The following is a 13289-nucleotide window of genomic DNA, read 5'->3' as shown; positions in this document are numbered from 1 at the left end:
AAAAAAATTAAAAGAATTAAATAAAGAAAATGATGAAAAAGCTAAAGTAGAATTTAAAGAAAAAGTAAATAAATTAAAAGAAGAATTAGAAAAAAACAAAGCAAAATTGAAACATAGTAAGAATGAAGGTTTAATTTCTAATAAGGCATATTCAGAAGAAGTTAATCAATTAAAACAAGCTTTAAAAGATAAAGTTGAAGTTTTAAAATTGCAAATACCTAGTGAAGATTTAAAAAGTAGAGTAAGAGTGGCTAAGTATATCACATCAGTAGAAGTAGATTCAAAATACAAGATACTTCAACAAGATATGTCAGATATAATTAGAAAAACACCAGTGGAAGTAGAAAAAGTAAATAAATTAATACCAATTATTTCATTTATTATACCTGGATTAGGGCAATTAATAAATAAACAATATTTAAAAGCAGCTTTATTATTTATAGGAACATTATTTATTTATTTAGCTGCTATTCCATATGCTCTTGGTTATGGTAATTATCGTGGACAAGGTATTTATGGTTTATATACTTTAGCTAAGGGTGCAAAAAAATTAGATAAATCTATGATATTTATGATAGAAGGTTTAGTTGCAATAATTTTAATTTTATTGGCTATAACTATTATGACAACTGCATATATTGATTGTAGAGATGTAATAAGAGCAAAATTAAAGGGTATAAGACCTAAAACTACTTTTGAAACTATTACTTCAATACAAGAAGATGGTTTCCCATACATAGTTACTATATCAACAGCAATATTATTAATGTTTATTGTATTATTACCAATATTTACAACAATATTACTATCATTTGCCGGTATGGATCCTAAACATCAATCTAAATTTGCATGGGTAGGGCTTAAAAATTACTTACTATTAATTGAAGGAAAAGGAATAGCTGGTGGACCATTCTGGTTAATATTAGGATGGACAGTAATATGGACTATATTCTCAAGTACTTGTGCAATTGCTGTAGGATTCTTCTTAGCATTGCTTGCAAATAATGATAGAATAAAAGGTAAATCAATATTTAGAACAGTATATTTACTACCATGGGCAGTTCCAGCCTTTATAACTATTATGTTCTTTAGTATTATGACTTCACCTAATGGTCAAATAACAAAAATATTAGAGGGCATATTTGGAGGAAACTTAGCAATAAAGAGTAGTACAAATTTAACAAGAATAGCACTGATTTTATTACAAACATGGCTAGGAAGTTCATACATCTTCTTGCTTTCAACAGGAGTATTGCAAGGAATTCCAGCTGATTTATATGAAGCTGCAGAAATAGACGGAGCAACAGGTTGGCAAAAATTAAGTAAGATAACATTACCATTAGTGTTATTCCAAACAGCACCACTACTTATAGGGCAATATACATTTAACTTTAATAATTTCTCTATAATCTATCTATTTAATGGTGGTGGGCCATTTGATCCAAGTAATTATGGAAATATAGCTGGAAGTACAGATTTATTAATCTCATATATATATAAATTGACTATTGAAAAACAATATCAATCAATAGGTGCTGCGATAACTATATTTATTTCATTAGGCTTAATGGTGTTTGCTTATATAGGATTTAAGAATTCAAAGGCATTCAAGGAGGAAAAATAATGGCTAGTAAGAAACAAAATAAATCAAATTTATATTTATCTGATAAACCACCTTTGACATTGTCAGGAAAGATAGGCTTAGTAGTAACTTATGCAATTTTAATAATATGGGCTTTATTGATAATAATTCCATTAGCAACAATGGTTATTTCATCATTTAATGGTTTGCAAGATCAATTTATAGTTATGGGATCTGATTATCAATTTTCATTTAAGCAATTTAGAATATTATTTACAAAAACCTTATTTGTAAGATGGGTAATAAATACACTTGTTATTGCTTGTTTAACAGCTATTATTACTTTAATAATAGTTTCATATACAGGTTATGTATATTCAAGATTTAGATTCAAGGGTAAAAAAGGTTCCCTTATGGCAATAATGTTGATACAAGTTATACCAGCTTTTGCTGGAATAGCTGCATATTATACAATGCATTCAATAGTTGAAGCAATATTCCCATTATTTACAAGAACCATGATGCTAATATTAATATATGCAATAGGGGGAGTAGCAGGTAATACCTTTATATTAAAAGGATATATAGATTCAATTTCAGTAGAATTAGATGAAGCAGCTAAAATGGAAGGTTGCTCAAATATGCAAGTATATAGATTGATAATATTACCTATTGCAAAACCAATGATAGCAATAATAGCATTGTGGTCATTTATAGGACCATTTATGGATTATTTACTACCAAAGGTATTATTAACAGATCCAAAAAGTTATACATTAGCTGCAGGGCTATTTACATTGATAAATGACGACAGAACAAAATTAGAACCAGTTTTTGCAGCTGGAGGTTTATTAACAGCAATACCTATAGTTGCGTTATTTATATTCTTACAAAAACAATTAGTTTCTGGATTATCTAGTGGTTCAGTGAAAGGATAAGATAAATGAAAGTAGAATTAAAAAATATTGGTAAAAAATATGAAGGTAGAGAAGAATTTACTATTAGAAATATAAATGTTGAAATTGAAAGTAAAGATTTCTGTATAATATTAGGTCCATCTGGTTGTGGTAAATCAACATTACTTAGAATGATAGCTGGTCTTAACTCAATTACAGAAGGAGAACTATTATTCAATGGAAAATTAATGAATAAGGTTGCTTCAAAGGATAGAAATATAGCTATGGTTTTCCAAAGCTATGCCCTATATCCACATATGACTGTATATGATAATATGGCATTTTCACTTGCTATGAGAAAAATGGATAAAAGAATAATACATGAAAGAGTTCTAGAAGCTGCGAAAATATTGCAAATAGAAAAATATCTTTATTCAAAACCATCTGATATATCTGGTGGGCAAAGACAAAGGGTAGCCTTAGGTCGTGCTATTGTAAGAAAACCAGCAGTATTTTTAATGGATGAACCTTTATCTAACTTAGATGCTAAATTAAGAGAACACATGAGAGTTGAATTAGTAAGAATACATCAAAGTTTGGGAACAACTTCAATTTATGTAACACATGACCAAACAGAAGCAATGACTATGGGAACAAAAATTTGTTTATTAGATAAGGGAGTTATACAACAATTCGGAAAACCTGAAGAATTTTATAATAAGCCAGCTAATTTATTCGTTGCAAAATTTATAGGTTCTCCTACAATGAATATAATAAATGGAACTATAAAAGATGGTATGTTTGTTAGTGATAGTGGAATAGTAAAAATTAAACCAGATGAAAGATTAAAAGCATATGAAGGTCAAAAAATTAGTGTAGGAATAAGAAGTGAAAGATTCTTAAGTGAAAAGAATAACGAAAATAGTATAAGTGCTAAAATAGATGTTATAGAAATGTTAGGTAAAGATAAAGCTTTATATGTAAAACTTGAAGATAATACACAATTGATTATTACTGTTCCAAGTTATTATAAATATGAAATTGGAGAAACTCATAATTTCACATTTGACACAGATGCATTACATTATTTTAATGAAGAAGGAAATAGAATATAGGTGAAAATAAGTGATTAGAATTACTTTAGATGATGTTGCAAAACAAGCAAATGTAAGTACAGCAACAGTTTCAAGAGTTATAACTAATAGTCCACTGGTTAGCGAAAAAACCAAGAAAAAAGTTCAAAAAATTATTAATGAATTGAATTATATACCGAATTCTACGGCACAAAATTTGACAAATAATAGTACAAGGATAATAGGAGTAGTATTAAATTCAGAAGATATAGATCCACTTTCAAATAACTTTTTCTCAGAAATATTAAGTAGCATTAGTGAATATCTATTGAAAAATAACAAATATTATACCTTGTACATACATTCTAATGTACAAAAAGAAGAAGAAGGGAATATTAAAGCCTTAGTTGGTTCAAGAAGGGTAGATGGTTTGATTTTCTTAAGAGCGTATAAGGATGAAAGTCTACTAGAATACTTAGATGAAATTAAATTTCCCTTTGCAATAATTGGAACACCGAATAAAGCAGATAAATATATCTGGGTTGATAATGATAATATTAATACAACTTATGAAGTAACAAAGGATTTAATAAGAAATAAAAAGAAAAATATTTGCTTTTTAGGTGGACCACGAAATTTAAAGGTCACAAATTTTAGATATTTAGGGTATAAAAGGGCATTAACTGAGTTCAAGATTTCTAAAGAATATATTTTAGAATCAACTTTTAGTATGGATAAGGCTTATGAGCTTATAAAAGAATTTTTAAAGAAAAATAAAATGATAGATGCAATAGTTGCAACAGATGATATCTTTGCTATAGCAGCGATAAATGCATGTAAAAGTTTGAATATGCGTGATGTTGAAGTTACTGGATTTAATAATACATATATAAGAAAATTTTCAAATTATAAATTTAAGACAGTTGAAATAAATGTAAAAAAATTAGGCGAAGTAGCTTGTGAGCTTTTAATAAAAAAAATAGAAAATAAAAAATTAAAAAGTAATTATGCAATAATACCAGCATATATAATTAAGGAGGATAGATGATAGATAAAGAATATGATTATAAAGCAATAAATAAAGACAGAAAAAGTGGAGTTATAATGCATATTTCTTCTTTACCATCAAAATATGGAATTGGTACTTTAGGTAAAAAAGCTTATGAATTTTGTGATTTTATAAAAAAAGCAGGCTTTCATTATTGGCAAATATTACCAATAGGACCAACAAGTTATGGAGATTCACCATATCAATCATTTTCATCATTTGCAGGAAATCCATATTTTATAGATCTAGATTTATTAGTAGAAGATGGTTTATTAGAAAAAAGTGATTTTGAAAATTTAGATTTTGGCTCAGATAAATTGAATGTAGACTATGGAAAGTTATATAATAATAGATACAAAGTTCTAGAAAAGGCATTTTTAGCTTTTAAAGATCAGAAAAAATTAGAAAAATTTATTGAAGAAAATAAGGAATGGCTAGAAAATTATGCATTATTTATGGCATTAAAAGGATATTTTTTAGGTAAAGCCTGGGTTAATTGGGATGAAGATATAAAAAATAGAGAAGAAAAAGCCGTAAAAATGTATAAGGAAAAATTAAAAAAAGAAATACAATTCCAATATTTTATGCAATATGAATTTTTTAAACAATATAATAAATTAAAAAACTATGTTAATTCAAAAGGAATAGAAATTATAGGAGATATGCCTATATATTGTGCAGAAGATTCAGTAGATGTTTGGTCAGATAAAAAACAATTTAGACTAGACTTAGTTGGAGGATGCCCTCCTGATTCTTATGCTGATGGTGGACAATTATGGGGAAATCCAACTTATGATTGGGATTTCATGAAAAAAGATTCATATTCATGGTGGATAAATAGAATAGAAAAATCAATGAAATTATTTGATATTTTAAGAATAGATCATTTTAGAGGTTTTGAATCATATTGGGCAATACCTTATGGAAGTAAGACAGCAGCAACAGGAAGTTGGTTAAAAGGACCTGCAAATGATTTATTTATAAAGGTTAAAGAAAAATTAGGTGACATACAAATAATCGCTGAAGATTTAGGATATACAACAAAGGAAGTTGTTGCTTTTAGAGAAGCTACAGGCTTTCCTGGTATGAAAATGTTACAATTTGCCTTTGATCCAGATAATGAAAGTGATTTTTTACCACATAATATAGAAAGAAATTGGTGTGTTTATCCAAGTACACATGATAGTGAAACTATGCAAGGTTGGATAAATACAATGCAAGGTTCAAAGGAATTGAATTTTGCTAAAAAATATTTGAATCTTACAGAAGAAGAAGGTTATACTTGGGGATTTTTAAGAGGAGCTTGGTCAAGTGTTGCAAATATAGCAATAACTCAAATTCAAGATTTCTTCTGTTTAGATAATTCAAGTAGAATGAATGTTCCGTCTACCTTAGGAAATTGGAAATTTAGATTAGATGAAAAATTTTTAACAGATGAAAATGCAAATAAAATATATGAATTTAATAAAAGATATTCAAGATTAAATAAGACTCTCTAGTACGAGAGCCTTATTTTTTTTCATAAATTCTTTTTATTATTTTATCTATTTTTAATTCTTTAAATTTAATTTCTTCTATTTCAAGTTCTTGTAAAATTTTAATTAATACTTCTTTTTCAAGTTGTATATCATTAATTATGGTAAGATTTAAAATGTTTTTATCTAATGTATAGGAAGTTATGAGCTTATCGTCTAATAATTTATTTAAAAACACTTCTATATCTGTATATTCTTTTAAAGTAATTAAAATATTTTTATTTTTATTATAGTATTCTTTTAATTCTTTTAAGCTATTATCATAAATTATTTCACCGTAGTTTATAATAATAACTCTTTCACATAAATATTCAATATCTCTCATATCATGTGTAGTTAGTAGGATGGTTACATTTTCATCCTTATTAATCTTTTTTAATGTTTTTAATATTTTGTCCTTTATAACAACATCCAAACCTATTGTTGGTTCATCTAAGAATAAAATTTTAGGACTGTGCAAGAGTGCACCAGCAAGGTCAGCCTTCATCCTTTGACCTAGGGATAGAGATCTAACTTGGCTATGCTTTATATCTTCAAGGTTTAATATTTCGTTTAAATACTCATATCTTTTGTTGAAATTTTCTTTTGTTAAGCCATATATTTCTTTTAATAAGCAAAGATTATCCCAAACAGATAAATCCCACCAAAGTTGAGTTCTTTGACCAAAAACGACTCCTATATTATATGAATTTTCTCGTCTATGTTTAATTGAATCTTTTTGATTTACAAGGCAAGTTCCAGAACTTGGTGTTAAAATTCCTGTTAACATTTTGATGGTTGTAGATTTACCAGCTCCATTAGGACCTAAAAAACCGACTATTTCACCTTCATTTATTACAAAATTTATATTTTTAACAACTTCTTTTACAATCTTTTCTCTTTTAAATATACTTTTTCTTTTGTAGGTTACAAAATTTTTGCAAATATCTTTCACTTCTATAATATTATGAGCCTGAACTTTCATATCTTTTTTCACCCTCTTTCCAAATAAATTTTGTGATATATATTAAGAATAAAATAATTAATATAAATTTTAATAAAATAGAGAAATTTAAATTTTCTATTATTAAATATTTAACAGGATAATATCCGGTTAAACTATATGCTATAACATAAGTTAAAAGTATTCTAATAAATTTTGGATATATTGTTAAAGGATATTTTGCAAATTCAGACATAGAGTATAAAGCACGAACTAAGTTAAAACTTCTTTTCAAGAAAAATGCAAAGGCTGTTCCTATTATTTTTATGCAAGTATAGACTATGCAGCCACAAATAATGAAAAATATTAATTTTAAAATGAAAAATATATCAATAGAAATTTTTAAAGATCTAATAGAGTGTGAAAATAGTAAAATACCTATTAATATTTCACCTATAGCATCAAATTGAACTTTTTCTATTAATATTTGAAATATGGGATTAAGAGGTCTGGTTAAATATTTATCATAAGTACCTCTAATAACTCCATTGCTTGCAAAAAACCAAAGATAATCTGAATAAAAATGATCCAAGCCTTTTGTTATTTGTGCAAAACTATATATAGCAAGCATTTGATAGAAATTAAAACCATTAATTTGTGGTATTTGTTGAAAAATTATCGAAATAAATAGAATACCGCCAATTTGCATAATCATATATGCAAAAGTACCTATAAAAAAATTCAATAAGGAATTAGTAAAAATTTTAAATGAAAATTTAAAACGAATAAGATAAACTTTGATATAGTGTATAAGTAATTTCATTTCAACCTCCATTTATTGATAAATATTTTTTTGCAGATGACCAAACAAAATATACTATAAGTGATAATAAGATACACCAGCAAAATTGTATAAGAATGATTTTGTAAATTTCATTATTTTTAATTTGATTTAGTAAAATTGAAATTGGTGCAAAATTCATGTAATAAAATGGAGTAAATTTAAGTATATCTACAAGGATTTTTGGTAAAAATATTAGTGGAAATAACTGACCAGTTATAAGGGTTAAAAGGGTACTTTTAAAAGTCATAAAGCCCCAAATATAGTTTACATAAAAAGCCATTAAGCCAGTTAAAAAACTAAGTAAAAAATTTATTATTATACTAAAAATTAAGGTTATTATGTAAAATAGGATACTAATGTATGTTATATTAAAATTCAAATTATAATAAAATGTATAACTAATAAAAATAATTAAAATTGGAAAAATATAAAATAATAGTTCGAATGAAAAATCACCTAAACTTTCAGCAATCAATCGTTTAAAATATGAAATTGGTCTTATAAAGTTATTTATTATCTGACCGCTATCGATTTCATCAGCAATGGTATATTCAGCTTCAGAGTCATAAAATTTGGAGTTAATAGTAGAGAATATTGTATAAAGTAAGATAGAATTGAAATTAAAACCTTTTATTGATGTGTTCTGGTTATACTTATATACAATATACCAAATAAATAACATGCTAAATATGTTGAAAAAATCTACAAATAAGCTAATAATAAAATACCATTTATATACTAAATTTAATTTCCATATACTACGCATGTAAATTTTCATAATATTCATAGTTAATTTTCCTTTGTTAATATATTAAGGATAGTATTTATAATTAATTGATTATATTGCCCTTTTCTATAAGCTAATATATTTTCATCTGAATTTTCAAAAGTATTAGGATATTCTTCTAATATTTTTGTAACTTTTATGCCATCAATTAAAAAGACACAGGGAATTTTATTGTTTTCAGAAAGCATATTTAATTTACCAAAATTGTCTTTTCTTGATAAATATTCCACATTTATGCAAAGTGAATTTAAACTTCTTATTCTTTCAACAATAGCTACTAAAATTCTGCAATCAGGGCAAAAAGGTTCAGCAAAGATCAAAAGATTTTTCTCTTTGCTAATACCCTTTATTTTTTTTGTGTCTTCTGCAGAAATATTAATATTATTTAATAAATTTTCTTGTTTTTCTTTATCTTCTTTTGAATTAAATTCAAGATATTTTTCAAAATTAGTCAAGATTTTTCTCCTTTATAATTCTTTAATATTTGTGATAAGACTAGCTAAATTTTGAATTTCACTAGGAATAATTATTTTTGTTGCCTGACCATCAGCTACTTTTGTAAGTGTTTCAAGAGCTTTAAGTTTTATAATTTTATCATCTGGTAGATTTTCATTTAAAATTCTTAAACCTTCACTTTCAGCTTTTTTAAGTTCTAGCATTGCTTGTGCCTTACCTTGAGCTTCCTTAATTTGAACTTCTTTGTGAGCTTCAGCCTTTAAAATAGATGATTGTTTTTCTCCTTCAGCTATTAGGATAGCTGATTCTTTTTTTGCTTGAGCATCTAAAATAGTTGCTCTTTTTTCTCTTTCAGCTTTCATTTCTTTTTCCATAGCTACTCTAATTTCATCAGGAGGTAAAATAGTTTTCAATTCAACTCTATTTACTTTTATACCCCAAGGATCTGTAGCTTCGTCTAATTCAACACGCATTTTGCTATTTATGGTATCTCTTGATGTAAGAGTTTGGTCAACAGTTAAATCACCTATAATATTTCTTAAAGTTGTAGCAGTCAAATTTTCAATAGCAGATATAGGATTTTCAACACCATAAGTATATAACTTAGGATCTGTTATTTGAAAATAGACAACAGTATCTATCATCATAGTAGCATTATCTTTTGTTATTACTGGTTGAGGTGGGAAGTCATTAACAGTTTCTTTTAAGCTAACTTTTTTTGCAATATTATCAAATAATGGATTGATTATATTAAAGCCAGCTTTTAATTGTTTGTTATATTTACCTAAAGTTTCGATTACATAAACATTTGATTCAGGAACAATTTTAATACCAGTTATTACAAGTATAAAAATTATTATAACTAATATTGATAAAAATATAAGCATATTATTCATCACCTTTCTTTATTATCATTTTATTGCCTTTGTATGAAACGATTTTTACTTCTTCACCTATTTTTAGGTTACAGTCTTCAGAAATAGCAGACCAAATTACACCCTTGTACTTAACTTCATATTTATTTGTACTAATAATTTTTTCAACTATAGCTGTATTTTCAGTTAAAAGTTTATCACAAATATTTTTTGAGGGTTTTATAAATTTATTTATAAATTTTTTTGTGCTAATTAATAGAATAATTGACAAACAAATAAATATAAAAAATTGTATTTTTAATGAATCTGTAAAAATTGCTATAAACATTACAACAAAGGCTGAAATAGCAAACCATATGGAAACTAAAGCTGGGATTATGAGTTCTATTATAAGAAATGCACCAGCTAACAAGCCCCAAAATAGTGTTAACATAGAGAGCCTCCTAAATTTTAAACTTGTTTAAATTGTTATTTAATTTTTCTAATTTATCAGTTAATTCTTTTTTTATGCCTTCTTCTTTTTTTCGTATATTTTCTGGAGCTTTTTCCATGAAGGCTTTATTATTCAATTTATTATTTACTCTTTCAAGTTCTTTAGAAATTTTTTCAATTTCTTTTTGTATTTTTTCAATTTCTTTATTTTTATCAATTAAATCAGCTAAAGGAACATAAATTTCAGTTTCACGAACTAATCTAAAACCGACTAAATCAGGGATATGTTCAATTTTTGAAACTTTAGTGACATTAGCTAATTTTGTTAATATTTTTAAATTATCAATTAAAATACTAGCTTCTTTTTCATTTTTTGTAGCATATAAAATTTCAATTTGTTTAGCAGGACTTACATTAGCTTCTGCTTTAATATTACGAATTGCTGTTGTAGCTTCTTGAAGGAAACTAAAATCATTTTCTATATCATTCATAACTAGACCTTTATCATAAGTAGGAAATTCTGCTAACATAATAGTGTCTCCGCTAGTTTTAACATATTGCCAAATATATTCAGTAACATAAGGAATAAAAGGATGTAATAATCTAAGTGAATAATCTAAAATATGTCTTAAAACCCATTGAGCAGTTAGCTTATCTTTTTTATCAGTAGAATTATATATTCTAGTTTTTGCAATTTCAACATACCAATCACAGAAATCACCTTTGAAAAATTCATAAGCTAATTTACAACTTTGATCAATATTATATTCAGACATATTTTTATCAATTAAACCTGAAATATTACTTAATCTTGATAAAATCCAAGAATCTTCAGTTTTAAATTCAAGATCCATAATAGAGGTATTTTTATCGAAATCTTCTAAATTACTTAAAACAAATTTTGAAGCATTCCATACCTTATTTACAAAATTTGCTCCCATATCAACTAAGGCTTCATTAAATCTAATATCCAAACCTTGAGTAGTATTAAATAGTAAACCAAATCTTAGGGCATCAGCTCCTTTATTTTGTATTATATCTAAAGGATCAGGAGAATTTCCTAGAGATTTACTCATTTTTCTACCTATTTCATCTCTAACTATACCAGTGAAATATACATATTTAAAAGGTATTTCATTTTTGAAATATAAGCTGAACATTATCATACGAGCAACCCAGAAGAATATTATATCAGCACCAGTTACAAGAGCTGAAGTTGGAAAGAATTTATCTAAATCTAAACTTTCATTAGGCCAACCCATAGTTGAAAAAGGCCAAAGTGCTGAAGAAAACCAAGTATCTAGCACATCATTTTCTTGAGTTAAGTTTGTAGTTCCTGCTTTTTCGCAAGCTTCTTCATAAGAATTTGCAACATAAATTTTACCATTTTCATCGTAATAAGCAGGAATTTGATGTCCCCACCATATTTGTCTTGAAATACACCAATCTCTTATATTTTCAAGCCAATTATAGTAAATTTTTTCCATTCTTTTAGGTTCAAGAATAATTTCCTTATTTTTAACAACTTCTAGGGCCTTTTTAGCTAAAGGTTTCATACGCACGAACCATTGTTTAGAAACACGAGGTTCTATGATATTATTACATCTATAACAGTGACCTACAGAATTTTTATGTTTTTCTATTTTAACTAAAAGACCTAAATTCTTTAAATCTTCAACAATTTGTTTTCTAGCCTCAAATCTGTCAAGACCTTCATATTTGCCACCATTCTTATTTACATGTGCATCTTCTGTGAAGATATTTATAAATTCTAAATTACATCTTTTACCAACTTCAAAATCATTAGGATCATGTGATGGAGTCATTTTAACTGCCCCAGTACCAAATTCCATATCAACATATTCATCAGCAACTATAGGGATTTCTCTATTAACAAGAGGAAGTATAACCTTTTTTCCAATTAAATTTGCATATCTTTCATCCTTAGGATTTACAGCAACTCCTGTATCACCTAGCATAGTTTCTGGTCTAGTTGTAGCAACAATAAGTTTTATGTCACTATCTTTTACAGGATATTGTATATACCATAAAAAGCTATCTTTGTCTTCATGATCAATTTCATCATCAGCAAGAGCTGTTTTATCAAAAGGACACCAATTTACTATATATTCACCTTGATATATTAAATCGTCTTCATATAGTTTGATAAAAGCTTTCTTTACAGCATCAGATGATTTTTCATTCATTGTAAACATTTCACGAGACCAATCAAGCGAAGCACCAATTTTTCTTAATTGTTTTGTAATGATATTACCATACTTATTTTTCCATTCCCAAGTTTTAGCTATGAAAGCTTTTTTACCAATTTTTTCCTTGGTTGTTCCTTGTTCTAAAAGCATTCTTTCTACCTTATTTTGTGTAGCTATTCCAGCATGGTCTGTACCAGGTAACCATAAAGTATTGAAACCTTTCATTCTTTTATAACGAATAATAGAATCAGTTATAGAAGTATTTAAAACATGACCTATATGTAAAATACCTGTAACATTAGGTGGGGGTAATATTATTGAATAATAAGGTTTATCATTGTCTAATTCAGGTGTGAAATATTTTTTTTCTTCCCAATTTTCATAAAGATTATTTTCTATTTCACAAGCAATATATTTATCTTTTAATAAATTAATCATAATTAATCCTTTCTAATTTTGTTTAAAAATTTTTAAAATGTACGGAAAAGGCTTTAAGTCATTTTCTAACCATTTTTTTGTATATTTATATTGCATAAATAAAGAGAAAATATAGATGGCTATAAATACAATAATTGCTAGAATAACTCTAGCTTGATTATTCGTATATAGAAGTCTTAAAAAGCCTATTG

At 26.5% G+C, this 13289-nt stretch carries 12 protein-coding genes; 5 read left to right on the top strand and 7 right to left on the bottom strand.

What is annotated here, in order from left to right; all coding sequences use genetic code 11:
• The 5 genes from AWT65_RS05720 to malQ form a co-directional block, all read left to right on the top strand.
• The coding region (locus tag AWT65_RS05720; protein WP_066730078.1) for a carbohydrate ABC transporter permease at positions 1-1624 on the top strand (1624 nt) is incomplete at its 5' end.
• Positions 1624-2520 carry a sugar ABC transporter permease gene (locus AWT65_RS05715; protein WP_066730077.1) on the top strand — a complete coding sequence of 299 codons (897 nt, stop codon included), beginning with the start codon at positions 1624-1626 and terminating at the stop codon, positions 2518-2520. The genes AWT65_RS05720 and AWT65_RS05715, both read left to right, overlap by 1 nt.
• Before the next feature lie 5 nt (positions 2521-2525).
• The gene (locus tag AWT65_RS05710) at positions 2526-3593 is read left to right on the top strand and encodes an ABC transporter ATP-binding protein (RefSeq protein ID WP_066730076.1); all 1068 of its coding nucleotides are present in this window, start codon (positions 2526-2528) and stop codon (positions 3591-3593) included.
• A gap of 10 nt (positions 3594-3603) precedes the next feature.
• Positions 3604-4599: a LacI family DNA-binding transcriptional regulator gene (locus tag AWT65_RS05705; protein ID WP_066730075.1), complete on the top strand. Its 996-nt coding sequence runs from the start codon at positions 3604-3606 to the stop codon at positions 4597-4599.
• Positions 4596-6098 carry a 4-alpha-glucanotransferase gene (malQ, locus tag AWT65_RS05700; protein ID WP_066730074.1) on the top strand — a complete coding sequence of 501 codons (1503 nt, stop codon included), beginning with the start codon at positions 4596-4598 and terminating at the stop codon, positions 6096-6098. The genes AWT65_RS05705 and malQ overlap by 4 nt, the downstream gene beginning before the upstream one ends.
• 10 nt (positions 6099-6108) lie before the next feature.
• On the opposite strand, the gene AWT65_RS05695 is transcribed toward malQ, so the two are convergent.
• The 7 genes from AWT65_RS05695 to AWT65_RS05665 are packed head-to-tail and all read right to left on the bottom strand — an operon-like array spanning position 6109 to position 13098.
• Complete coding sequence (locus AWT65_RS05695) at positions 6109-7098, bottom strand: ABC transporter ATP-binding protein (protein ID WP_066730079.1); 990 nt, start codon at positions 7096-7098, stop codon at positions 6109-6111.
• Positions 7079-7879, bottom strand: coding sequence for an ABC transporter permease (locus tag AWT65_RS05690; protein ID WP_066730073.1), 801 nt, complete (start codon positions 7877-7879; stop codon positions 7079-7081). Before AWT65_RS05690 ends, AWT65_RS05695 begins: the two co-directional genes overlap by 20 nt.
• Position 7880: 1 nt before the next feature.
• The gene (locus tag AWT65_RS05685; protein ID WP_066730072.1) at positions 7881-8687 is read right to left on the bottom strand and encodes an ABC transporter permease; all 807 of its coding nucleotides are present in this window, start codon (positions 8685-8687) and stop codon (positions 7881-7883) included.
• A gap of 2 nt (positions 8688-8689) precedes the next feature.
• Positions 8690-9142 carry a thioredoxin family protein gene (locus AWT65_RS05680; RefSeq protein ID WP_066730071.1) on the bottom strand — a complete coding sequence of 151 codons (453 nt, stop codon included), beginning with the start codon at positions 9140-9142 and terminating at the stop codon, positions 8690-8692.
• 12 nt (positions 9143-9154) lie between these two features.
• Positions 9155-10030, bottom strand: coding sequence for an SPFH domain-containing protein (locus tag AWT65_RS05675; RefSeq protein ID WP_066730070.1), 876 nt, complete (start codon positions 10028-10030; stop codon positions 9155-9157).
• Between the two features lies 1 nt (position 10031).
• Complete coding sequence (locus AWT65_RS05670; RefSeq protein ID WP_066730069.1) at positions 10032-10451, bottom strand: NfeD family protein; 420 nt, start codon at positions 10449-10451, stop codon at positions 10032-10034.
• Between the two features lie 10 nt (positions 10452-10461).
• Positions 10462-13098, bottom strand: a complete 2637-nt coding sequence (locus AWT65_RS05665) for a valine--tRNA ligase (protein WP_066730068.1) — start codon at positions 13096-13098, stop codon at positions 10462-10464.
• Between the last annotated feature and the right edge of the window lie 191 nt (positions 13099-13289).

This window comes from Sneathia sanguinegens (assembly GCF_001517935.1).
GTDB lineage: Bacteria > Fusobacteriota > Fusobacteriia > Fusobacteriales > Leptotrichiaceae > Sneathia > Sneathia sanguinegens.
The sequence above is the reverse complement of the archived record's forward strand: the minus strand, read 5'-3'. Positions and strand labels throughout refer to the sequence as shown.